This is a genomic window from Cellulomonas sp. Marseille-Q8402, assembly GCF_965119525.1.
The window spans coordinates 973,141-994,733 of record NZ_CBCPLX010000002.1 but is presented as its reverse complement, the minus strand read 5'-3'; the positions used below and the strand labels follow the sequence as shown (position 1 = coordinate 994,733).

The window sequence follows — 21,593 nt, the reverse complement described above, 5'->3', positions numbered from 1 at the left end:
TCGTGAAGCATCCCGCGTACGATGGACGGGTGCACCGCCTCTCCCTCGTCGCCGCCCTGCTGCACCCCGAGCAGCTCCGGACCGCCCTGCGCCCGCACGCCGGCGGCCCGAGCACCCGGCAGGCGCTCGGCGGCGCGCTGCGGTGCGGCGCGAGCGTCGCCCTCGCGTTCGTCCTGGTGGCGGCGGTCGGCCGGCACGAGCTCGCGGGCTACGCCGCCCTCGGCGCGCTCGCCTCGCTCTACGGCCGCTCCTCCGGCTACGCGTGGCGCGTGCGGCTGATGGCCCTGGTCGGCGCGGCTCTGGCCGGGGCGGTCGCGGTGATGGCGGCGCTCGTCGCCGCCGGTGCGCCGACGGTCGCGGAGCTCGCCGCCCTGACCCTGCTCGCCGCGGGCGCGACGGCGGGCGCCGCGGCCCTGCGCACCGGGCCGCCCGGGGCCACCATCCTCGTGTTCGCCGCCGGCGCCGGCACGGCCCCCGCGGGCGGCGCCGGCGACGTCGTGGCCCGCACCGGCACCGTCCTCGCGGGCGTGCTCGTGGCGCTCGTCGTGTGCAACGCCGGCGCCCTGCTCGACCGGTGGCGCGGCCGGGCCGTCGAGGCCGCGCCCGCGCTGCGGGACGTCGTGCGCGCCGGGACGGCCGGTGGCGCGGCGCTCGGCCCCGCCATCACCGTGGCGGTCGCCGCCGCGATCGCCTCCACCGTCGCCGCCGTCGCGGGCTGGGGCCACCCCGCCTGGGCCGTGATGGGCGCGGCCGCCGTCCTGCAGGGCACCCACGTCCGCCACATGGGCGTGCGGGCGCTGCAGCGCGCCGCGGGGACGGCCTGCGGCGTCGCGATCGCACTGCCCCTGCTCGGCGCGGACCTCGACTTCGCCGCGGTCGCCGTCCTGGTGGTGGTGCTGCAGACGGTCACCGAGCTGGTCGTAGCCCGGCACTACGGCGTCGCCATGCTCACGATCACGCCCATGGCGCTGCTGATGACCTCGATCGGCGCCTCGGCGGATCCCGCCGCGCTCGCGCTGGACCGGGCGCTCGACACCGCGGTCGGGGCGGTCGTCGGGCTCGTCGTGGCGGTCGCCGCGGCGCGGCCGGAGCCCTCGGCCCCGACCGCGCCGGCGGGGCCGTCAGAGCTCGATGCCCTCCAGCATCTCCGTGACCAGGGCCGCGACGGGCGACCGCTCGGACCGGGTCAGCGTGACGTGCGCGAAGAGCGGGTGGCCCTTGAGCGCCTCGATGACCGCGGCGACGCCGTCGTGCCGGCCGACCCGCAGGTTGTCCCGCTGGGCGACGTCGTGCGTGAGCACCACGCGTGAGCTCTGCCCGATCCGGGACAGCACCGTGAGGAGCACGTTCCGCTCGAGCGACTGGGCCTCGTCCACGATCACGAACGCGTCGTGCAGCGAGCGGCCGCGGATGTGCGTCAGCGGCAGCACCTCGAGCAGGTCGCGGTCGATGATCTCCTCGACGACCTCGCGGCTGACCACGGCGCCGAGGGTGTCGAAGACCGCCTGCGCCCAGGGGTTCATCTTCTCGGACTCGCTGCCCGGCAGGTAGCCGAGCTCCTGGCCGCCGACCGCGTACAGCGGGCGGAACACCATCACCTTGCGGTGCTGCCGCCGCTCCAGCACGGCCTCGAGCCCGGCGCACAGCGCGAGCGCCGACTTGCCGGTGCCGGCACGGCCGCCGAGCGACACGATGCCGACGGCCTCGTCCAGCAGCAGGTCGATCGCGACCCGCTGCTCCGCGCTGCGGCCGTGCAGGCCGAACACGTCCTGGTCGCCCCGTACGAGCTGCACGTGCTTGTCGGCCGTCACCCGGCCCAGCGCCGACCCGCGCGGGCTGTGCAGCACCAGGCCCGTGTGGCAGGGCAGCGTCGGCGAGCCCTCGAGGTCGGCGAGCGCGAGCGACTCGTGCTCCCACAGCTGCGCCATCTGCTGCTCGGCCATGTCGAGGGTGTCCATGCCGGTCCAGCCCGAGTCGACCGCGAGCTCGTGGCGGTACTCCTCCGCGCGCAGACCGATGGCCGACGCCTTGATCCGCATCGGCAGGTCCTTGGACACGACGGTGACGTCGCACCCCTCGGCGGCCAGGTTCGCCGCGCACGCGAGGATCCGGGTGTCGTTGTCACCGAGGCGGAACCCGGCGGGCAGCACGGTCGGGTCCGTGTGGTTGAGCTCGACCCGGAGCGTGCCGCCCTGGTCGCCGATCGGCAGCGGCGCGTCCAGGCCGCCGTGCTGGATCCGCAGGTCGTCCAGCATCCGCAGCGCCGTCCGCGCGAAGTACCCGAGCTCGGCGTGGTGCCGCTTCGCCTCCAGCTCGGTGATGACCACGACGGGCAGCACCACGTCGTGCTCGGCGAACCGCGTGATGGCCTTCGGGTCGGACAGCAGGACGGACGTGTCCAGGACGTGCGTCCGGCGCCCCTCCGGCTGGTCGGTCGAGGCGGTGGCGGTTCCCAGCTTGCTGACCACGGCAGGCTCCCTCCGGCGCTGGTGCTAGCGCCGCATCGGGCCCGGGGTGCCGAGCCACGACGGGCTCGTGCGGCACTCGGGAAGGGGACGAGGGCGGCCTGCCCGGACGAAGGGCCACGACCGGCCCTCCCCCCGGAGCGCGTGCTCCATAGGGCTGGCCTCCCGGGGACGACGGGTGCCGTCCGTTGCTCGGGACGCTACGCCCGGCCCGCGGGTGCGCAGCGCGCGCGACACGCCGCGGATGTGATCTGCAACACGATGTTCACCCGGCGGTCACGCGCCGTCGTGCGGCGGGCCCTCAGCGCCCGTGCCGCCGCTCGCGCGCGGCGTAGTCCCGCACCGCGCGCAGGAAGTCGACCCGCCGGAAGTCGGGCCAGTACGCCTCGCAGAAGTAGTACTCGGAGTGCACCGACTGCCAGAGCATGAAGCCGCCCAGGCGCTGCTCCCCCGACGTGCGGATGACCAGGTCGGGGTCCGGCTGGCCCTTGGTGTAGAGGTGGTCGGCGATGTGCTCGACGTCGAACGTCGCCGCGATGTCGTCGAGCGAGGCACCCTCGGCGGCCCGCTCGGCCAGGTACGAGCGGACGGCGTCGGCGATCTCCTTGCGGCCGCCGTAGCCGATCGCGACGTTGACGTGCAGGCCCCGCACGTCGGCGGTGGCGGCCTCGGCGTCGCGCAGCACGCGGACCGTCGCGTCGGGCAGCAGGTCGAGCGAGCCCACAGCCTGCAGCCGCCAGCGCCGGGTGGCCGCGAGCTCGCGCACCGCGTCCTCGATGATCCCGAGCAGCGCCTCGAGCTCCGCGGCCTCGCGCGTGAGGTTGTCCGTCGACAGCATCCACAGCGTGACGACCTCGACGCCGACCTCCTCGCTCCACTCCAGCAGGTCGGCGATCCGCTCGGCGCCGCGGCGGTGGCCGGTCGCGGTCGACTCCCCGAGCTGCCGGGCCCAGCGGCGGTTCCCGTCCAGGATGACCCCGACGTGCCGCGGCGCCTGGTCGCGGTCGAGCGACGCGGCGAGCCGGCGCTCGTACAGCCCGTACAGCGGATGGGGCAGGCGCACGTGCGGGACTCCTTCGGACGGTCGGCGGGCGGTGCTCACGCTACCGCCCGGCGGCCCGGCGACCCCGTGCGTCCGGCGCGCGGCACGAGGAGGATCTGTGCAGGGACGACAGCGGCGGGCAGTGGTACCTACGGTTCCGTAACCTACGCGGTCGTAAGTTAGGCTCGTCCGGTCGTCCCGTACCGCCCAGGAGGTCCGTCGTGAAGGTCGCCGAGACCGCCGATCAGCTCGCCGACGTCGTCAAGCCGCGGCTGCGGGGCTGGATCCACGCCGGGATGTTCCCGGTCGCCACCGTCGCGTCGATCGTGCTCGTCGTGCTGGCGCCCACCACGGCGCTCACCGTCGCGGCCGCCGTGTTCGGCGCCGCCGCGATGCTGCTGTTCGGCACCAGCGCCGTCTACCACCGCGGCACCTGGTCCCCGCGCGTCGCCGGCGTCCTGCGCCGGCTGGACCACACCAACATCTTCCTGGTCATCGCCGGCACGTACACGCCGCTCGCGGTGGCCCTGCTGCCCGCCTCGACCGCCCGGACGCTGCTGATCATCGTCTGGGCCGGCGCGGTGGCCGGCATGCTCGCGCGGATCTTCTGGCTGAACGCCCCGCGGTGGGTCTACGTGCCGGTCTACATCGCGCTCGGCTGGGTCGCGGTCTGGTTCCTGCCCGCGTTCGGCCGCGCCGACAACGGCGGCGCGGCGGTCGTCTGGCTCGTCGCGGGCGGCGGGCTGGCCTACACGCTCGGCGCGCTGGTCTACGGCCTCAAGCGGCCGAACCCGAGCCCGCGCTGGTTCGGCTTCCACGAGATCTTCCACCTGCTGACGGTCGTCGGCTGGGGCTGCCACTACGCCGCGGTGGCCATCGCGATCCTCTGAGGCCGGACGCCGGCGCCGGCGAGGTCGTCAGGACGGCACGAGGTCGTCCGTCCTGCAGGACGACCTCGTGAACGACCGACGACCTCGCGCCGCGCACGGCACACTCGGTCCTTGACCAGCCTCGACGGCGCGACGCGGCTGGCCGGGACGCTCGGGCTCGGCTACCTGACCGTGGTCCGCGCGACGACCCGGGCCGGCCTGCTCGGCCGCCTGTCCGCGCCTCAGCCGGCGGGGACCACCCGGTAGCGACGGTTCGCCAGGGACGGGTTCGACTCCCGCACGCCGGCCAGCGCCGCCGGGTCCAGGTCGACGGTCCGCAGCTCGGGCTCGTCGCCCATCTCCAGGCCGACGACGCCGTCGGGGCCGACGACGAGCGAGCGCCCGGTGACGCCCCTGCCCGCCTGGCCCACCGCGACGACGACGGCGGTGTTCTCGATGGCCCGGGCGGTGGCCAGCGTGCGCCAGTGGTGCTCCTTGAGCGGTCCGGACGCCCAGGCGGCCGGCACCACGAGCACGTCCGCCCCGGCGTCGACGACGCGGCGGGCCGACTCCGGGAACCGCAGGTCGTAGCAGGTGAGCACGCCCAGCCGGGCGCCCGCGACGTCGAGGACGAGCGGCGCGGCGTCGGCGGGGCCGGGCTCCAGGCGGTCCGACTCGCGGTGCCCGAACGCGTCGTACAGGTGCACCTTGCGGTAGACGCCCGCGAGCCCGCCGTCCGCGCCGACCGCCACGACCGCGTTGACCGCGCGACCGGGCTCGCGGCCCGGCAGCGTCGTGCCCGCCACGACCGCGACGCCGTCCGCCGCCGCCCGCTCGCGCAGCAGCTGGACGAACGGGCCGTCGATCGGCTCGGCGTGCTCCGGACCGGTCCCCCGCGGGTCGAAGCCCGAGGCGTACTCCGGCAGCACCAGGACGTCGGCCCGCGCCCGCGCGGCGGTGTCGAACGCCCGCCGGACCACCTCACGGTTGGCGGCGTGGTCGTCGCTCACCCGGAGCTGGCCGACGGTGACCCGCACGGCGGGCCGCTCGGGCGGCGGGACGCTGCTCATCCGCGGTCGCGGGGTGCCGGGCCGTCGGCCTCCGGGCCGTCGGGCGCGCCGGGCGCGTCGGGCGCGCCGGGCGCGTCGGGCGTGCCGGGCGTGCCGGGCGCGTCCGGCGTGCCGGCGCCGGTACCGCCCGTCGTGGGCCCGTCGGCACCGGGCGCCCGGCCCTCCTCCGCCGCGGCCAGCCGGCGCGCGTTCCGGTCCACCACCCGCAGGTGCCGGATCAGCGAGAACCCGAGCCCGATGACGGCGGCGGCCACCGCGAACGTCACGAGGAAGCCGAGCAGCCCCGGGGAGGTCTGGTCCTCCGGCGGGATCTCGATGGAGCTGGGCGACGGCGACGGGTCGACCGCGGAGAGCGCGCCGGCCGCCTGGAGCAGCGTGCCGTGCGCGACCGCGAGCAGCGAGGCGGCGCTCACGCGAGCACCTCCCGCACACCGGCGAACAGGTCGTCCTCGGGCAGCGTCGTGGGCACGCGGGACTCGGCGAGCTCGTACTCCTCGGTCGACCAGACCTCGAGCTCGAGGTCGCGCGGCATCGCGAAGAAGAAGCCCTCGGGGTCGATCTGCGTGGCGTGGGCGCGCAGGGCGGCGTCCCGGGCGTCGAAGTGCTCGTGCACGTCGACGAACGTCGTGACCTCGCGCTCCGGGATCTCGCGGGCGGCCCGCGACTCGACCCACTCGCCGAACGGGGACTCCAGGCCGCGCTCGACCATGGCCTCGTGCGCCGCGCGGATCCGCGCCATCGAGAAGCCGTGGTTGTAGTAGAGCTTCAGCGGCGTCCAGGGCTCGCCCGCGCCGCGGTACCGCTCGGGGTCGCCGGCGGCGTGGAAGGCCTCGAAGGCGACCCGGTGGCACATGATGTGGTCCGGGTGCGGGTAGCCGCCGGTCGGGTCGTAGGTCGTGATCACGTGCGGCCGGAACTCCCGGACCAGCTCGACCAGCGGCCGGGACGCCTCCTCCAGCGGCTGCAGCGCGAAGCAGCCGTCGGGCAGCGGCGGCAGCGGGTCGCCCTCGGGGAGGCCGGAGTCGACGAACCCGAGCCAGTGCTGCCGGACGCCCAGCGCCTCCGCCGCGGCGGCCATCTCGACGCGACGCAGCGCCCGCATCTCCTCGATGCCGCCCTCGAACGGCGGGTAGTGCGGGTTCAGCACGTCGCCGCGCTCCCCGCCGGTGCAGGTGACGACCAGGACGTCGATGCCCTCGGCGGCGTACCGGGCGGTCGTGGCCGCCCCCTTGCTCGACTCGTCGTCCGGATGGGCGTGCACCGCCATCAGGCGCAGCTGCTCGGTCACGGTGTCCTCGTGGTCCTCTCCTCGTCGCCGGTGCGGCCCCCGGCGCGAGACAATGATCGCGCACCCCACCGACAACTCTGCGCCAGAGCGCGCGGCCGACCTCCTGGAGCAGCGCGTGACGGCGACCCCGACCCCCGCACCGAGCCCGCCGGCGGGGCGGTACGGACGGCCCGACAGCCCCCGCCGTCGCCGCGTGGTCCGCTGGTCGATCATCGCGCTGGCCGTCGCCGGCGTCGCGCTCACCGTGTGGATCGGCCTGGGCCGGGCCGGGACTCCGGTCCGCTGGGACGAGGTCGGGTTCCGCGTGGACGGCCCGACCAGCACCGAGCTGACGTTCGACGTGACCAAGGACGCCGACGCGACCGCGACGTGCCGGGTGCAGGCCCTCTCCGACCGGTACGCCGAGGTGGGCGTCCAGACCGTCACGGTCGGGCCCGCGGGCACCGCGACCCAGCGCGTGACGGCGACCATCCCGACGGCGGAGCTCGCGGTCTCGGCGGTCGTCGTCGGCTGCGAGCCGGCCTGACGGGCCTCCCGCACCTGCCCCGACGGGGTGATCCTGCGGTCGGCAGCCCGCCGGACCGCGCCGCGTTGCTATGCTTGCCGATTCATACGCCGCCCCCGGTCCGACGTCGCCCGACGTCGCCGCAGGTCGACGCGACCGCGAGGGACACGGCGCAGCCCGTTCACGCCACCGCGACGTCGCGCACGCCTGACCGGGGACGACGACATGTGGGCACGCCCAGCGCGGGAGTGCGACACGCAGGAAGGAGAAGGACGTGACCGACACGACGCAGGCCGCCACGTGGCTGACGCAGGAGGCCTACGACCGGCTCAAGGCGGAGCTCGAGCACCTCGAGGGCCCCGGCCGCGCCGAGGTCACCGAGCGGATCGCCGCCGCGCGTGACGAGGGCGACCTCAAGGAGAACGGCGGCTACCACGCCGCCCGCGAGGAGCAGGCCAAGCAGGAGGCCCGCATCCGCGAGCTCAAGGAGAAGCTCCGCAACGTGCAGATCGGCACCCCGCCGGACGACGGCGTCGTGGAGCCCGGCATGGTCGTCACGGCCGAGGTCGCCGGCGACGAGATGGTCTTCCTGCTCGGTTCCCGCGAGATCGCCGGCTCCGCCGACATCGAGGTGTTCTCCCCGACGTCGCCGCTGGGCGCCTCCATCAACGGCCGCGCCGTCGGCGACACGGTGTCCTACACCGCGCCGAACGGCCGCGAGATCCCGGTGACGGTGAAGGACGCGAAGCCCTTCACGGGCTGAGCCGACCTGCCGCGCACCACGAGGGCCCCGACCGCCGCTGCGGCCGGGGCCCTCGTGCGTGCGGGACCGCGGAGCAGGGCGGAGAAGCCGTCGACCTGCTGGACCGGCTGGACGCCCCGCGCTGACCGGAGGGCAGCGCTCAGCGCTCCGCGAGCCGGAAGCCCGCGTCGCGCAGGCGCTGCAGCAGCCGGGCGCAGTGCTCGGGGCCCTTGGTCTCCACCTGCACCTCGATCTCGACCTCGTCGATCTCCAGGTCCACGCCGGTGCGGACGTGCGACACGTGCATGACGTTCGCGCCCGCCGACGCGAGCTCGCGCAGCAGGTCGGCCAGCGCGCCGGGGGCGTCGTGCACCCGGACCCGGAGCTGCAGGTACCGCCCGGACACGGCCAGACCGTGGCGCACGACGCGCAGCAGCACGAGCGGGTCGATGTTGCCGCCCGACAGGAGCACGACCACCGGGCCGTCGAGCTCGCCGGGAGCGGCGGCCATCACCGCGGCCACACCCGCCGCGCCGGACGGCTCGACCAGCAGCTTCGCGCGCTCCGCGACGAGCAGCAGCGCCCGGGACAGGTCCTCCTCGGACACCGTCCGCACCTCGCAGCCGTGCTCCTGGAGCAGCGCGAACGGCACGGCGCCGGGGGTGCCCACGGCGATGCCGTCGGCCATCGTGTGCAGCTCGGGCGCGCGGGTCGGCACGCCCGCGACCAGCGACGCCGGGTACGCGGCCGCGCGCGCGGCCTGCACCCCGATCACCCGCACGTGCGGCGCGAGCTCGGCGACGACCGCCTGGATGCCGGCGGCCAGGCCGCCGCCGCCGAGCGGCACGACGATCGTGCGGACGTCCGGCACCTGCTCGAGGATCTCCAGCGCGAGCGTGCCCTGCCCGGCGACGATGTCGGCGTGGTCGAAGGGGTGGATGAGCACCCGCCCGGTCCGGTCGGCCTCGGCGCGGGCCTCGACCAGCGCCTCGTCGACGCTGTGGCCGTGCAGCCGGACCTCGGCGCCGTACTCCTTGGTGGCGGCGATCTTCGGCAGCGCGGCGTCGAGCGGCATGTAGACCACCGCGTCCAGCCCCAGCAGCTGCGCCGCGAGCGCGACGCCCTGCGCGTGGTTCCCGGCGCTCGCCGCGACGACGCCGCGTGCCTGCTCCTCCGGGGAGAGCCGGGCCATGCGGACGTAGGCCCCGCGGATCTTGAAGGACCCCGCGCGCTGCAGGTTCTCGCACTTGAGCAGCACGGGCGCCCCGGCGATCTGGGACAGGGCGCGGGAGGACTCCACCGGGGTGCGGGTCGCCACGCCGGTGAGCAGGCGCGCGGCAGCCTGGGCGTCGTCGAGGAAGGTCACCCGCGTATCTTCTACGATCCGGCGCCCTCGTCGTCCGGGCCGCGCCGTGCCCCGCCGGCCCCGCGCGACCCGCCCGGCTCCACGCCCTCGGCGCCGGCGTTGCTCGCCGCGGGCTCCTTGCCGCGGCCCGCGCCCCGGCGCCGGCCGAACATGCCGGGCGGCCGGAGCGTGACGTGGTCCTCGGTGCCGAGCTGCGGGAACTTGTCGTGCCCGTGCAGGTACAGCACGACCGTGTTGAGGACGGCGGCGATCGGCACCGCGAACAGCGCACCGACGATGCCCGCGGCGAGCGACCCGGCGGCCACGACCAGCAGCACCGCCACCGGGTGCAGCGAGACCGCGTGCCCCATGAGGAACGGCTGGAGCACGTGGCCCTCGATCTGCTGGACCAGCAGCACGACGCCCAGCATGATCAGCGCGACGACCGGGCCCTGGGACACCAGCGCCACCAGCACCGCCACGGCGCCGGTGGCCACGGCCCCGACGATCGGGATGAACGAGCCGACGAACACGAGCGTCGCCAGCGGCAGCGCGAGCGGGACGCCGAGGATCGCGGCACCGACCCCGATGCCCGTGGCGTCGACGAACGCCACCAGGATCTGCGTGCGCGTGTAGCCGGACAGCGTGACGATGCCGCGGCGGCCCGCCTGGTGCACGCGCTCGCGCACGGAGACCGGCAGCAGCCCGACGAGCCACGCCCAGATGGTGCGGCCGTCGAGCAGGAAGAAGAACGTGCAGAACAGGGCGATCAGCGTGCCCGCGGCGACGTGCCCGACCGTGGTCGTGACCGACAGCGCCCCGGACACCAGCGAGTCGGCGTTCGAGCTGATCTGGTCCCGGCCCTGCTGCACCAGGTCGTCGAGCTGGTCGGTGCTGAGGTTCAGCGGGCCGGTCGACAGCCAGTCCAGCGCCTCGTCGATGCCCTGCGACGCCTGGTCGTACAGGTCGCCGAACCCGCTGGCGATGGACCGGCCGGCGACGACCACCAGTCCGGTGACCACGGCGAGCAGCAGCAGCACCGACGTGATCGCGGCGAGCCCCCGGGGGAACCGCGCCCGCCGGTGCAGGAACCGCGCCACGGGCGCGAGCAGCACCGTCAGCAGCAGGGCGACGGCGACCGACACCACGATGACCTGGAAGAAGCCGATGACCCACAGCAGCGCGGCCGTGGCCGCGGCGATGAGCAGGAACCGCCAGGACCACGCCGCGGCGGCCCGCACCGAGGGCGCGACCGACTGCTCGGCCGTCCACCCCGCCGGCGTGGACCCGGTCGCGAGGTCGCCCTCGTGCAGCACCGGGGCCGCCGGCTCGCTCCCCCGGCCGCGGCGCCAGGTCGAGCGCGGCGTGGTCATGCCAGCGCCTGCGTCAGGTCCGCGATCAGGTCCGCCTCGTCCTCGATGCCCACCGACAGGCGGACCAGGTCGTCGGGGACCTCGAGGTCCGTGCCGACGACCGAGCCGTGCGTCATCCGCGCCGGCAGCTCGATCAGCGACTCGACGCCACCCAGCGACTCGGCCAGCGTGAACACCCGGGTGCGGGCGCAGATCTGCGCGGCACGCTCGGCGCTGCCCGCCCGGAACGACACCATCCCGCCGAACCCGGACATCTGCCGGGCGGCGACCTCGTGGTGGGGGTGGCTGTCGAGCCCCGGGTAGATCACCGCGGGGACGTCGTCGCGCTCCTCGAGGAACCGGGCCACCGCCGCCGCGTTCGCGCCGTGCCGGTCCATCCGCACCGCGAGCGTCTTCAGCCCGCGGAGCGTGAGCCAGGAGTCGAACGGACCGGCCACCGCGCCGGACGCGTTCTGGTGGAACTGCACGGCGTCCGCGAGCGACGTGCCGCCCGTCGGACCCTCGAGCCCGACCGGCAGCTGCGCGCCGTCCGCGACGACCAGCGCGCCGCCGACCACGTCGGAGTGCCCGCCGATGTACTTGGTCGTCGAGTGCACCACCACGTCCGCGCCCAGCGCGATCGGCTGCTGCAGGTACGGCGTCGCGAAGGTGTTGTCGACGACCAGCACCGCCCCGGCCGCACGCGCGTGCGCCGACAGCGCCGGGATGTCCGAGACGCCCAGCAGCGGGTTGGTCGGGGTCTCGACCCACACCAGCTTGGTCTGCCCCGGCCGGATCGCGGCGAGCACCGCGTCCGCGTCGGACAGGTCCACCGGCGTGTGCTCGACGCCCCACGGGCCGAACACGCGGGCGATCAGCCGGTAGGTGCCGCCGTAGGCGTCGTTCGGCACCACGACGTGGTCGCCCGGTCGCAGCACCGCACGCAGCACCGTGTCCTCCGCGGCCAGGCCGGAGCTGAACGCGAAGCCCGCGCCCCCGCCCTCGGCCGATCGCAGGGCCTCCTCGAGCGCGGCGCGCGTCGGGTTGCCGGACCGCGAGTACTCGTAGCCGCCGCGCAGGCCGCCGACGCCGTCCTGCTTGTAGGTCGACACCTGGTAGATCGGCGTCACCACCGCGCCGGTCGCCCCGTCGGGCTCCTGGCCCGCGTGGATCGCGCGGGTGGCGAAGCCCGCCCCTGCCCAGTCGCCGTGCTGGTGGTCCTGGTCGGTGTGCTGGGTGAGGTCGCCCGAGGCGGCCAGGTCCGGGGTCTGCTGCTCGTCGGTCACGCCCCCAGGCTAGGCGCTCCGGCCCGCGGGAACACCCGGGGCAGCGGCACGGTTGTGGACGTCGGACCCGAGGAAGGGAGTCACCATGAACTGGCTGTTCGGATCGGCCCTCAAGTCGACGATGGTCGAGCCGGAGCGCGCGCTGAAGGGCCGCGACGGCTACGCCTACCACGTGCCCGCGACCCACACCGTGCTCGGGACCCCGCTGCAGGGACCCTGGCCCGAGGGCACCCGGACGATCGTGCTCGGCATGGGCTGCTTCTGGGGCGCCGAGCGCATCTTCTGGCAGCTGCCGGGCGTCGTCAGCACGTCGGTCGGCTACCAGGGCGGGTACACCCCCTACCCGACCTACGAGGAGACGTGCACGGCGCTGACCGGGCACGCCGAGGTGGTCCAGGTCGCCTACGACCCGACGATCGTCTCGGACGCGGACGTCCTCCGGACGTTCTGGGAGTCGCACGACCCGACGCAGGGCTTCCGCCAGGGCAACGACCGCGGCACGCAGTACCGGTCGACGATCTACACGACGACGCCGGAGCAGGCGGCCGCCGCCGAGGAGACCCGCGCCGTCTACCAGGAGCGGCTGACCCGCGCCGGGTTCGGCGAGATCACCACCGAGGTGCGCACCGCCGCCGAGGCGGGCCCGTACTACTACGCCGAGGACTACCACCAGCAGTACCTCGACAAGAACCCCGACGGGTACTGCGGGATCGGCGGGACCGGCGTGTCCTGCCCGCGTCCGCTCGACGCCTGACGACCTGACGACGGCCCGGCCCCCCGTGGGGTCGGGCCGTCGTGCCGTTCCTGGCCAGCACCAGCACGCAGAACCGGCCCCCGGGGCGCTCCGGTGCCGCTAGCGTCTCGAGGCATGAGCCGACGGGACGAGCACCGGGCCGCGCTGCGGGCGCTCGACGCCGACGCCGTGCGCGCGTACCTGACCGCGGGTTCCGGCCTGCCGGGGCCGCGCGCGAACCTCGAGCTGATGGCGGCGTGCGCGGACGTCGCCCCGCCGGAGCTCCTGCTGGACCTCGCCGACGAGCCCGACGAGTACCTGCGCTGCTGCGGGACCGTCGGCCTCGGGCGGCTGCTGGTCGAGTCCGTCGTCGGGCCCGCTGCCCTGCGCGCCCGCGCCGCCGACCCGTCCTGGCGGGTCCGGGAGGCGGTGGCCATGGCGCTGCAGCGCGTCGGCGACGCGGACCCCGCGATGCTCCGGGACCTGGTGGCCGACTGGGGCGGGGACCCGGACCCGCTGGTCCGGCGAGCCGCCGTCGCCGGCGTCTGCGAACCTCGCCTGCTCCGCGACCCGGCCACCGCCGCCGCTGCCCTGCGCGCCTGCGCCGCCGGCACCGCGAGCATCGAGGCGCTGCCTGCCGCCGCGCGCCGCGACCCCGACGTCCGCACGCTGCGGCAGGCCCTCGGCTACTGCTGGAGCGTCGCGGTCGCGGGCGACCCCGCCGCGGGGCTGCCCGCGTTCGCCGCGCTGACGACGTCGGCCGACCCCGACACGCAGTGGGTCGTCCGCGCGAACCGGACGAAGGCACGCCTGCGCCGCCTGCTCGAGGAGCAGCACCCGTGACCCGCCGCCCGCTCCCGGCCACCGCGCTGCTCCTGCTGCTCGCCGGGTGCGCCGCCGGCACCGTGCACCCCGGCGCGGCCGAGGTCGTCGCCGACGGCCCGGACTGCCTGGCCACCGAGGTGCTGCGGGGCCTCTCCGTCGAGCCGCCGCACGGCCACGACCGGGACGCGCCGCGTGCGGGGTCGGTGCCGGTCGGGTTCGACCCCGTGGCGGTCGTCGAGTGCCGCGGGCCGCTGTCGGAGATCGGCCTCGGCGCCCCCATGACCGTGCCGGGGCCGGTCGAGCCCGGCCAGGAGGCCACGCTGCTCCCCGCCCCGCCACCACCCGCCGACCTCGCCGGGCGCCCGGAGCACGTCGACCTGTCCGACGTCACCGGCCCCCAGCCCGGCGGGCCCGGGAGCCCCGCGACCCCGGACGCCCCGCGCGCCGTCACCGTCACCGAGGTCGAGCTCCGCGGCGACCTGGACCCGCTGCTGGCCGACCTCGCACGGGCCAGTCGCACCCCCGGACCCGACCAGGCGTGCCCCGCGATGATGGAGTTCCAGCCCCAGGTCTACCTGGTGGACGCGGTCGGCCGCGCGGTCCGGGTGCAGTGGCCGGCGGACGAGTGCGGGTTCCTGCTGGACGGCGTGACCGACGGCCTCCAGGACCTGGCGGAGGCCGGCCGCGCGACCCGCACGCTGCCCGCGGCATGACCCGCGGCGCGCGCCACCCGCGGCGCGGTCACCTGACGATCCGCTGGGTCGACCGCATCGCCAGCCGATTCTCGCGCCGCAAGCCGAGGTGTCGGCCGGCGACGGGAGAATCGGCTGGCGACCCGGGGCAGCGCCCGGGTCAGCCCGCGGTGGCGAACGCGCGCAGCGCCAGCTGCACCGCGTGGTCGAACAGCTGCTCGCGCTCGTCCGAGGTCAGCTCGGCCGCCTGGAAGGTGAAGTCCGAGATCGACAGCAGCGCGAGCGCCTGCCGCTGCTCGCGGTCGGCGACGGCGTAGAGGCCGGCCGCCTCCATCTCGACGGCGAGCGTGCCGTGGTCCACCAGCGCCTGCGTGACGTGCGGGCGGTCGGCGTAGAACACGTCGGAGGTCAGCACCGGCCCGGCCTTCACCCGGGCGCCCGGCACCTCACGGGCGGCGGCGAACGCGGCCGACGCCAGACCGAAGTCGGGGGCGTGCGAGTAGTGGACGCCGCCGGGGATGCGGTTCGCGCTCACGGCGGAGTCGGTGTGCGCGGCCGTGGCGACGACGACGTCGCCGAGCTCGAGGTCGCGCGACATGCCGCCGGCGGTGCCGATCCGGATGATCCGCCGCACGTCGTAGAACCGGAACAGCTCGGTCGCGTAGATCGAGATCGACGGGACGCCCATGCCGGACGCCATCACCGACACCGGCCGGCCCTGCCACGTGCCGGTGTAGCCGAGGATGCCCCGCACCTCGGTGACCAGGCGCGCGTCCTCCAGCACCGTCTCCGCGATGCGGGTGGCACGGCGGGGGTCGCCCGGCATGAGCACGTCGGGCGCGAGGTCACCGGGCTGGGCGGAGATGTGCGGGGTGGGCATGACGGGCTCCTGTCGGGTGCGGGCGAGACGGTGCGGACGCCACGCCGCCGCCCGGCCCGCGCAGATGCTGCGGGCGCAGGCGGCGGCGTGCCGGGTGCTGCGGGTGCGGTCAGCGGGTGCCGACGATGTCCACGACGAACACCAGCGTGTCGCCGCCCTTGATGCCGGCCTGCGGCACGCCGCGGTCGCCGTAGCCCAGGTGCGGCGGGATGGACAGCAGGACGCGGGAGCCGACGGGCTGGCCGACGAGGCCCTCGTCCCAGCCGCCGATGACGGCGCCGACGCCGATCGGGAAGTTGATCGACGACCCGCGGTCGTACGAGTTGTCGAACACGTGGCCGTTCCAGGACTGGCCCAGGTAGTGCACCTCGAGGTCGTCACCGGCCTCGACCAGCGCACCGTCGCCGGGCGACAGGACGAGGACCTCGAGCTCGGCCGGGGCGGCGCCCTCGGGGAACGTCAGGGTCGGCTTCTCACCGAACGAACCGGTGGCCTCGGGCAGGGTGGCGGACATGACGTCTCCTCAGGTGTGAGCGGTACTCCCCCATCCTGCCCGGCGGACGGCCGAGCCCGCGAATGCGCATCGGGATACGGTCGCAGGCGGCGGACGAGGGGCGTCCGCCGGACGGGAGCACCGATGTCGCTGACCACCTGGGCCGGGAACCGCACCTACGCCGCCGCGCGCGTGCACGAGCCGCGCACGGTCGAGCAGGTGCAGGAGGTGGTCGCGGCGGCGCGGCACGTCCGGGCGCTCGGCACCCGGCACTGCTTCAACGACCTCGCCGACACCCCGCACGACCTGGTCCGCCTGGACGGCCTCGACCCCGACGTGCAGGTGGACCCCGACGCCCGGACGGTCACGGTGTCCGCGGGCACCCGCTACGGCACGCTCGGCCAGGCGATCCACCCCCGGGGCTGGGCGCTGCACAACCTCGCCTCCCTGCCGCACATCTCGGTGGCCGGCGCGGTGGCGACGGCGACCCACGGCTCCGGCGACCGCTCGCGGAACCTCGCGTCCGCGGTGGCGGGCCTCGACCTGGTCACCGCCGACGGCTCCCTGCGGCACCTGGTCCGCGGCGACGCGGACTTCGACGGCGCGGTGGTCGCGCTCGGCGCGCTCGGCGTGGTCGTGCGCGTGACGCTCGACGTCGAGCCCACGTACGACGTCGCGCAGGAGGTGCACACCGACCTGCCCTGGGACGCGGTGCTCGAGCACTTCGACGCGATCACCTCCTCCGCGGACTCCGTCAGCCTGTTCACCGACTGGGCCGGCCCGGGCGTCCGCCAGGTGTGGCGCAAGACCCGGGTCGCGCCGGGCGGCACCTACGAGCGGCGCACCGACCTGTTCGGCGCCCGGCCGGCTCCCGGACCCCTGCACCCGCTGCCCGGGATCGACCCCGTGAACTGCACGCCGCAGCTGGGCGTGCCCGGCCCGTGGCACGAGCGGCTGCCGCACTTCAAGCTGGAGTTCACGCCGAGCAACGGCGACGAGCTGCAGACCGAGTACCTGGTCCCGCGGGCGCACGCGGTGGAGGCCGTCGAAGCGCTGCGCGCGCTCGCACCCGTGGTCGCGCCGCTCCTGCAGGTCGCCGAGATCCGCACGATGGCCGGCGACGACCTCTGGCTCAGCGGTGCCCAGGGCGGCGACCGGGTCGGCCTGCACTTCACCTGGCTCCCGCGCCAGCCCGAGGTCGAGGCCGTGCTGCCCCGGATCGAGGCCGCGCTGGCGCCGTTCGGTGCGCGCCCGCACTGGGGCAAGCTGTTCGCGTCCGTCGGCGCGCCCGGCTCCGACCCTCGCGACCTCTACCCCCGGCTGGACGACTTCCGCGCCCTGGTGGCGCGGCTCGACCCGGAGGGCACGTTCCGGAACCCGTTCGTCGACCGGCACGTGCTGGGCGCCCGCTAGCCCGAGCGCATCGCCCACGCATTCTCGCCCCGCAGACCGAGATCTCGGTGGGCGGGGCGAGAATCCGCTGGCGGTGCGATCCCGCCGGCGGCTCAGCGCGTGAGGAACGCCAGCAGGTCGTGCCGGGTCAGGACGCCGACCGGCTGGCCGTCGTCCACCACCATCAGCGCGTCGTGCTTCTGCAGCGCCTCGCGCGCCGACTCGACCGACTCCCCGCTGCCGATCAGCGGCAGGGCGGCGGACATGTGCCGGTCCACCCGGTCCGAGAGCGACGCCGACCCGGCGAACACCGCGTCGAGCAGCTCCCGCTCGGAGACGGCCCCGGCCACCTCGCCGATCTTGACCGGCGGCTCGGCGCCGACGACGGGCATCTGGGAGACGCCGTACTCCTTGAGGATCTCGATGGCGTCCCGCACCGTCTCGTTCGGGTGCGTGTGCACCAGCGCGGGCAGGCTGCCGTCCTTGGTGCGGAGCACGTCGGTGACGGTCTGGCCCGACTCGGAGTCCAGGAAGCCGTAGGACCGCATCCAGCGGTCGTTGAAGATCTTGGACAGGTAGCCCTTGCCGCTGTCCGGCAGCAGCACGACGATCACCGCGCGGGCGGCCGCCTCGGGGTCCTCGTCCTGCAGCCGGCGGGCGAGGCGGAGCGCCCCCTCGACGGCCATGCCGCACGACCCGCCGACCAGCAGGGCCTCCTCGCGGGCCAGCCGCCGCGTCATGGCGAACGAGTCCGCGTCCGACACGGCGATGATCTCGTCCGGCACGCTCGGGTCGTACGCCGTCGGCCAGAAGTCCTCGCCGACGCCCTCGACCAGGTACGGCCGTCCGTCGCCACCCGAGTACACCGAACCCAGCGGGTCGATCCCGACGACCTGGACGCGACCGCCGTCGGCCTCGGCGCGGTCGGCGGAGGCGTCGTGCAGGTACCGGCCGGTCCCCGTGATCGTGCCGCCGGTGCCGACACCGGTGACGAAGTGCGTGACGCGGCCGTCGGTGTCGTCCCAGATCTCCGGGCCGGTCGACGCGTAGTGGCTGGCGGGTCCGTTCACGTTCGCGTACTGGTTCGGCTTCCAGGCGCCCTCGATCTCGGTCACCAGGCGGTCCGAGACGGAGTAGTAGGAGTCCGGGTGGTCGGGCGGCACCGCGGTCGGGGTGACGACGACCTCGGCGCCGTACGCGCGCAGCACGTCGCGCTTGTCCTCGGACACCTTGTCCGGGCAGACGAACACGCAGCGGTAGCCCCGGCGCTGGGCGACCAGCGCCAGCCCGACACCGGTGTTGCCGCTGGTCGGCTCGACGATCGTGCCGCCGGGCCGCAGCTCGCCGGAGGCCTCGGCCGCCTCGATCATCTTCAGCGCGATGCGGTCCTTGGCCGAGCCGCCGGGGTTGAAGTACTCGACCTTGGCGAGGATCGTCGCCGACAGCCCCTCGGTCACGGCGTTGAGCCGGACCAGCGGGGTGCCGCCGACCAGCTCGGAGATGTGCTGCGCGTACTTCACGGGTCTCCCAGGACGGTGTGCGGGTGGAGGGGGCCGTCGGACGACCCAGGACCCAGCCTAGGTCTCACGTGACGGTGCCGATGTGCCAGGGGATGAACCGGCCCGCACGGCGTCACCGGGCCCGGTGACGCGGACGGCCCGCACCCCCCGAGGGAGGTGCGGGCCGTCTGCGTGGCGGGAGTCGTCAGTCGCTGCCGCGGAGGATCGCGAGGATCCGCAGGATCTCCAGGTACAGCCAGACGAGCGTGACGATGAGGCCGAACGCCGCGGACCAGGCGAACTTGGCCGGGACGCCCTGCTCGACACCGCGCTTGATGGAGTCGAAGTCCATGATCAGGCTGGCCGCGGCCAGGCCCACGGCGAACAGGCCGACGACCACGCCGAGCCCGCCGTTGCGCAGCGGGCCGAAGCCGTCGCTGGACACGAAGAACGACATCACCAGGTTGACCACGGAGAAGGCCAGGTAGCCGACCATCGAGATGATGAGCCAGCGCGTGAACTTCGGGGTGACCCGGACCCGGCCGGACCTGAAGAGGAACAGCGCGGCGCCGAACGTCGCCATCGTCGCGACGACCGCCTGCAGCACGATCGGCTGCACGCTGGTCCCGTTGAACGTCATGTTCTGGAACGCCAGGCTGATGCCGCCGAGGAACACGCCCTGCGCGGCCGTGTAGGCGATGATCAGCGCCGGGCTCGGGTTCTTCTTGAACGCGTTGACCAGGCCGAGGACCAGGCCGACGAGCGCGCCGACCGGCCAGAGGCCGGGCGCGAAGTTCCAGGTCGCCGCAGCGACCACGACCAGGAGCGCGAGCAGCCCGCCGGTCTTGACGATGACGTCGTCGTAGGTGAGGCGGCCCGTGTCGCGGGTGGTCGCCGTCGGGGCGCCGTACATCTGCTCCAGCGAGGGCGCGTCCATCACGGCGCCGCCGGTGGTGGCGGTGCCGTACGGGCTGACGGGCGGCTGCTGCGACGGACGCGCGCCGGCCCGGTTGCCGCGGGCGCGCGGGTCGCCGAAGACGGCGCTGTTGTTGAAGACCGGGTTGGCCATCGTGTCCTCCGAGGTCGGTTCGAGATCGAGCCGGCAGTGGTTCTCCAGCCTGTAACGCCGCAACCCTCCGCGTAGTTCCCGCCCGGCGGCACCAGCCCGCGGGCCGACACCGGCGGGCTCGCAGCCGGACCGGGGTCATCCCCAGGGAGGAGGAGGTCGTCCGTGATGCCGAGGCGGGGTGCCGCGAGGTTAGGCCTCGTGGCCGTTCCGCCGCGCGACCACGTTCCGTAGGTTCGACGACGTACCTGGAGACCGACCTGTGAGGACGTCATGATCGAGGCAGTGGGACTGACCAAGAGATACGGGAAGAAGACGGCCGTCGCCGGCATCGACTTCACCGTGCAGCCCGGCAAGGTCACCGGCTTCCTCGGCCCGAACGGGGCCGGGAAGTCCACCACGATGCGGATGATCATGGGCCTCGACCGGCCCACGTCCGGCACCGTCACCGTGAACGGGAAGCCGTACGCGCAGCACCGCTCGCCGCTGACCGAGGTCGGCGCGCTGCTGGACGCCAAGGCCGTGCACTCCGGCCGTTCGGCGGCGAACCACCTGCGCGCCGTCGCGGCCACGCACGGCATCAGCGGGAAGCGGGTCGACGAGGTCATCGAGATGACCGGCCTGCAGGGCGTCGCCAAGAAGCGGGTGGGCGGGTTCTCGCTCGGCATGGGCCAGCGGCTGGGCATCGCCGCCGCCCTGCTCGGCGACCCGCGCACGCTGATCCTGGACGAGCCGGTCAACGGCCTGGACCCGGAGGGCGTGCTCTGGGTGCGCAACCTGGTCAAGCACCTCGCGTCCGAGGGGCGCACGGTGTTCCTGTCGTCGCACCTGATGAGCGAGATGGCGCTCACCGCCGACCACATCCTCGTGATCGGCCGCGGCCGGATCATCGCCGACGCGCCCGTGCAGGCGATCGTCGACGGCGCGTCCGCCAGCACGGTGCGGGTCCGCAGCCCGCAGGCCGGTCAGCTGGCCGAGCTGCTGCGCGGTCCCGACATCACCGTCACCTCCGTCGAGTCCGGTCTGCTGGAGGTCGTCGGCAGCAGCGCCGAGACCATCGGCGAGCTCGCCGCGCGCAGCGCCGTCGTGCTGCACGAGCTGACCCCGGTGCACCAGTCGCTGGAGGCGGCCTACATGTCGCTGACCGCCGACGACGTCGAGTACCACTCCACCACCCCGACGGCCGCCGCCGTCGCGCAGACCCCTGAGGAGGCCCGGCGATGAGCGCCACCGCCACCGTCCCCGCCACGCGTGCGGCGGCCCGTCCCGCCGGCGACGTCCACGTCACCTTCGGCCGCCTGGTGCGGTCCGAGTGGATCAAGCTCTGGACCGTCCGCTCCACCTGGTGGGTCGTGCCGATCACGGTCGTCGCCCAGGCGGGCATCGCCTGGATGATCGCCTACTTCGGCACCCAGCAGATGGAGCAGAGCGGCGCCGACCTCGGACCGTTCTCGGCCGGCGACCTGGTGGGCGGCATCCAGTTCGCCCAGCTGGCGATCTGCGTGCTGGCAGTCCTCACCATCACCGGCGAGTACTCGACCGGGATGATCCGCAGCACCCTCACGGCAGCGCCGACGCGGACGCCGGCGATGCTGGCCAAGGGTCTCGTGGTGGTCGTCGTCGCGTTCGTCACCGGCATCGTCGGCACCGTGGTGTCGTGGGCGGTCACCTACCCGGTGCTCGGCGAGACGTACCGCGTCGACCTCGCGGACGGCGTCAACCAGCGCATCCTCGTCGGTGCCCCGCTGTACCTGGCGGCCATCGCCCTGCTGGCGTTCGCGATCGGCGCCCTGCTGCGCCACTCGGCCGGTGCGCTGGCCACGGTGCTCGGCCTGCTGCTGGTCGTCGAGGGCGTGTTCGCCTCGATCCCGTGGACGTTCTTCGAGAAGGTCAGCCCGTACCTGCCGATGTCGGCGGGCTCCCAGCTGGTGCAGACCGGCGGCCCGGACGCGGTGCTCTCGCCGTGGGAGGGCTACGCCGTCCTCGTGGCCTGGGGCGTCGTCGCGCTGGTCGGTGCGCTGGTGCTGGTGCGCCGCCGGGACGCCTGAC

General features: G+C 74.8%; 22 protein-coding genes and 1 pseudogene. 11 read left to right on the top strand and 12 right to left on the bottom strand.

Translation table 11 applies throughout. The annotated features are described in order from the left end of the window. Positions 1-278 precede the first annotated feature (278 nt). Positions 279-1,055: pseudogene (locus tag ACWPWW_RS15515) on the top strand (FUSC family protein); the annotation flags it as partial. A gap of 66 nt (positions 1,056-1,121) precedes the next feature. Here ACWPWW_RS15515 and ACWPWW_RS15510 read toward each other — a convergent pair. Continuing rightward, positions 1,122-2,468: a PhoH family protein gene (locus tag ACWPWW_RS15510; protein ID WP_454051237.1), complete on the bottom strand. Its 1,347-nt coding sequence runs from the start codon at positions 2,466-2,468 to the stop codon at positions 1,122-1,124. A gap of 298 nt (positions 2,469-2,766) precedes the next feature. Beyond that, positions 2,767-3,528 carry an isoprenyl transferase gene (locus ACWPWW_RS15505; RefSeq protein WP_454051236.1) on the bottom strand — a complete coding sequence of 254 codons (762 nt, stop codon included), beginning with the start codon at positions 3,526-3,528 and terminating at the stop codon, positions 2,767-2,769. A 200-nt stretch (positions 3,529-3,728) separates the two neighbouring features. Between ACWPWW_RS15505 and trhA the strand changes: the two genes are divergently transcribed. Together trhA and ACWPWW_RS15495 are read left to right on the top strand one after the other, a co-directional pair. Beyond that, the gene (gene trhA, locus ACWPWW_RS15500; RefSeq protein WP_454051235.1) at positions 3,729-4,397 is read left to right on the top strand and encodes a PAQR family membrane homeostasis protein TrhA; all 669 of its coding nucleotides are present in this window, start codon (positions 3,729-3,731) and stop codon (positions 4,395-4,397) included. A gap of 111 nt (positions 4,398-4,508) precedes the next feature. Beyond that, complete coding sequence (locus ACWPWW_RS15495) at positions 4,509-4,643, top strand: hypothetical protein (protein WP_454051234.1); 135 nt, start codon at positions 4,509-4,511, stop codon at positions 4,641-4,643. Here the strand turns inward: ACWPWW_RS15495 and ACWPWW_RS15490 are convergent. The 3 genes from ACWPWW_RS15490 to mca are packed head-to-tail and all read right to left on the bottom strand — an operon-like array spanning position 4,619 to position 6,713. Beyond that, positions 4,619-5,446: a carbon-nitrogen hydrolase family protein gene (locus ACWPWW_RS15490; protein WP_454051233.1), complete on the bottom strand. Its 828-nt coding sequence runs from the start codon at positions 5,444-5,446 to the stop codon at positions 4,619-4,621. The genes ACWPWW_RS15495 and ACWPWW_RS15490 overlap by 25 nt on opposite strands. Next, positions 5,443-5,859, bottom strand: a complete 417-nt coding sequence (locus ACWPWW_RS15485; RefSeq protein WP_454051232.1) for a hypothetical protein — start codon at positions 5,857-5,859, stop codon at positions 5,443-5,445. Before ACWPWW_RS15485 ends, ACWPWW_RS15490 begins: the two co-directional genes overlap by 4 nt. After that, entirely contained in the window at positions 5,856-6,713 is an 858-nt protein-coding gene (gene mca / locus ACWPWW_RS15480) for a mycothiol conjugate amidase Mca (protein ID WP_454051842.1), read from the bottom strand. Before mca ends, ACWPWW_RS15485 begins: the two co-directional genes overlap by 4 nt. A gap of 136 nt (positions 6,714-6,849) precedes the next feature. Here mca and ACWPWW_RS15475 point away from each other — a divergent pair, with 136 nt between their 5' ends. Both ACWPWW_RS15475 and greA read left to right on the top strand, forming a co-directional pair. Beyond that, on the top strand, positions 6,850-7,260 hold the full coding sequence (locus ACWPWW_RS15475; protein WP_454051231.1) for a DUF4307 domain-containing protein: 411 nt from the start codon (positions 6,850-6,852) through the stop codon (positions 7,258-7,260). A gap of 253 nt (positions 7,261-7,513) precedes the next feature. Further along, positions 7,514-8,002 carry a transcription elongation factor GreA gene (greA, locus tag ACWPWW_RS15470; protein ID WP_454051230.1) on the top strand — a complete coding sequence of 163 codons (489 nt, stop codon included), beginning with the start codon at positions 7,514-7,516 and terminating at the stop codon, positions 8,000-8,002. 139 nt (positions 8,003-8,141) lie between these two features. On the opposite strand, the gene ilvA is transcribed toward greA, so the two are convergent. Genes ilvA through ACWPWW_RS15455 form a run of 3 tightly spaced genes read right to left on the bottom strand, consistent with a single transcriptional unit; the run spans position 8,142 to position 11,850 of the window. Then, positions 8,142-9,347 carry a threonine ammonia-lyase gene (gene ilvA, locus ACWPWW_RS15465; protein ID WP_454051229.1) on the bottom strand — a complete coding sequence of 402 codons (1,206 nt, stop codon included), beginning with the start codon at positions 9,345-9,347 and terminating at the stop codon, positions 8,142-8,144. 11 nt (positions 9,348-9,358) lie between these two features. Next, a complete protein-coding gene (locus tag ACWPWW_RS15460; protein WP_454051228.1) occupies positions 9,359-10,699 on the bottom strand; it encodes an AI-2E family transporter in 1,341 nt (446 codons plus the stop codon). Further along, positions 10,696-11,850 (bottom strand): cystathionine gamma-synthase, encoded by a 1,155-nt coding sequence (locus ACWPWW_RS15455; protein ID WP_454051841.1) that lies wholly within the window; start codon positions 11,848-11,850, stop codon positions 10,696-10,698. Before ACWPWW_RS15455 ends, ACWPWW_RS15460 begins: the two co-directional genes overlap by 4 nt. A 199-nt stretch (positions 11,851-12,049) precedes the next feature. On the opposite strand from ACWPWW_RS15455, the gene msrA reads away from it, so the two are divergent. The 3 genes from msrA to ACWPWW_RS15440 all read left to right on the top strand — a co-directional run bounded on the left by msrA (position 12,050) and on the right by ACWPWW_RS15440 (position 14,235). Beyond that, complete coding sequence (gene msrA / locus ACWPWW_RS15450; protein ID WP_454051227.1) at positions 12,050-12,718, top strand: peptide-methionine (S)-S-oxide reductase MsrA; 669 nt, start codon at positions 12,050-12,052, stop codon at positions 12,716-12,718. Positions 12,719-12,832: 114 nt separating this feature from the next. After that, on the top strand, positions 12,833-13,540 hold the full coding sequence (locus ACWPWW_RS15445) for a HEAT repeat domain-containing protein (protein ID WP_454051226.1): 708 nt from the start codon (positions 12,833-12,835) through the stop codon (positions 13,538-13,540). After that, entirely contained in the window at positions 13,537-14,235 is a 699-nt protein-coding gene (locus ACWPWW_RS15440; protein ID WP_454051225.1) for a hypothetical protein, read from the top strand. Before ACWPWW_RS15445 ends, ACWPWW_RS15440 begins: the two co-directional genes overlap by 4 nt. Before the next feature lie 139 nt (positions 14,236-14,374). Here ACWPWW_RS15440 and deoD read toward each other — a convergent pair whose 3' ends face one another. Beyond that, positions 14,375-15,094 (bottom strand): purine-nucleoside phosphorylase, encoded by a 720-nt coding sequence (gene deoD / locus ACWPWW_RS15435; RefSeq protein WP_454051224.1) that lies wholly within the window; start codon positions 15,092-15,094, stop codon positions 14,375-14,377. A 109-nt stretch (positions 15,095-15,203) separates the two neighbouring features. Then, complete coding sequence (locus ACWPWW_RS15430; protein WP_454051223.1) at positions 15,204-15,608, bottom strand: FKBP-type peptidyl-prolyl cis-trans isomerase; 405 nt, start codon at positions 15,606-15,608, stop codon at positions 15,204-15,206. A gap of 123 nt (positions 15,609-15,731) precedes the next feature. On the opposite strand from ACWPWW_RS15430, the gene ACWPWW_RS15425 reads away from it, so the two are divergent. Further along, the gene (locus ACWPWW_RS15425; RefSeq protein WP_454051222.1) at positions 15,732-17,000 is read left to right on the top strand and encodes an FAD-binding protein; all 1,269 of its coding nucleotides are present in this window, start codon (positions 15,732-15,734) and stop codon (positions 16,998-17,000) included. A gap of 92 nt (positions 17,001-17,092) precedes the next feature. Here the strand turns inward: ACWPWW_RS15425 and ACWPWW_RS15420 are convergent, their stop codons facing one another. Further along, the gene (locus ACWPWW_RS15420) at positions 17,093-18,499 is read right to left on the bottom strand and encodes a cystathionine beta-synthase (RefSeq protein ID WP_454051221.1); all 1,407 of its coding nucleotides are present in this window, start codon (positions 18,497-18,499) and stop codon (positions 17,093-17,095) included. A gap of 184 nt (positions 18,500-18,683) precedes the next feature. Continuing rightward, positions 18,684-19,547 (bottom strand): Bax inhibitor-1/YccA family protein, encoded by an 864-nt coding sequence (locus tag ACWPWW_RS15415; RefSeq protein ID WP_454051220.1) that lies wholly within the window; start codon positions 19,545-19,547, stop codon positions 18,684-18,686. Between the two features lie 270 nt (positions 19,548-19,817). On the opposite strand from ACWPWW_RS15415, the gene ACWPWW_RS15410 reads away from it, so the two are divergent. Beyond that, positions 19,818-20,768: an ABC transporter ATP-binding protein gene (locus tag ACWPWW_RS15410; protein ID WP_454051219.1), complete on the top strand. Its 951-nt coding sequence runs from the start codon at positions 19,818-19,820 to the stop codon at positions 20,766-20,768. Next, positions 20,765-21,592 carry an ABC transporter permease subunit gene (locus tag ACWPWW_RS15405; protein ID WP_454051218.1) on the top strand — a complete coding sequence of 276 codons (828 nt, stop codon included), beginning with the start codon at positions 20,765-20,767 and terminating at the stop codon, positions 21,590-21,592. Before ACWPWW_RS15410 ends, ACWPWW_RS15405 begins: the two co-directional genes overlap by 4 nt. Position 21,593: the final 1 nt, after the last annotated feature.

What these genes read in the sequence shown, in the direction of transcription:
- ACWPWW_RS15410 (WP_454051219.1), top strand. Translation starts at nt 19,818, where the DNA reads ATGATCGAGGCAGTGGGACTGACCAAGAGATACGGGAAGAAGACGGCC.
- ACWPWW_RS15460 (WP_454051228.1), bottom strand. Translation starts at nt 10,699, where the DNA reads ATGACCACGCCGCGCTCGACCTGGCGCCGCGGCCGGGGGAGCGAGCCG.
- ACWPWW_RS15405 (WP_454051218.1), top strand. Translation starts at nt 20,765, where the DNA reads ATGAGCGCCACCGCCACCGTCCCCGCCACGCGTGCGGCGGCCCGTCCC.
- ACWPWW_RS15490 (WP_454051233.1), bottom strand. Translation starts at nt 5,446, where the DNA reads ATGAGCAGCGTCCCGCCGCCCGAGCGGCCCGCCGTGCGGGTCACCGTC.
- deoD (WP_454051224.1), bottom strand. Translation starts at nt 15,094, where the DNA reads ATGCCCACCCCGCACATCTCCGCCCAGCCCGGTGACCTCGCGCCCGAC.
- msrA (WP_454051227.1), top strand. Translation starts at nt 12,050, where the DNA reads ATGAACTGGCTGTTCGGATCGGCCCTCAAGTCGACGATGGTCGAGCCG.
- ACWPWW_RS15445 (WP_454051226.1), top strand. Translation starts at nt 12,833, where the DNA reads ATGAGCCGACGGGACGAGCACCGGGCCGCGCTGCGGGCGCTCGACGCC.
- ACWPWW_RS15425 (WP_454051222.1), top strand. Translation starts at nt 15,732, where the DNA reads ATGTCGCTGACCACCTGGGCCGGGAACCGCACCTACGCCGCCGCGCGC.
- ACWPWW_RS15415 (WP_454051220.1), bottom strand. Translation starts at nt 19,547, where the DNA reads ATGGCCAACCCGGTCTTCAACAACAGCGCCGTCTTCGGCGACCCGCGC.
- ACWPWW_RS15430 (WP_454051223.1), bottom strand. Translation starts at nt 15,608, where the DNA reads ATGTCCGCCACCCTGCCCGAGGCCACCGGTTCGTTCGGTGAGAAGCCG.
- mca (WP_454051842.1), bottom strand. Translation starts at nt 6,713, where the DNA reads ATGGCGGTGCACGCCCATCCGGACGACGAGTCGAGCAAGGGGGCGGCC.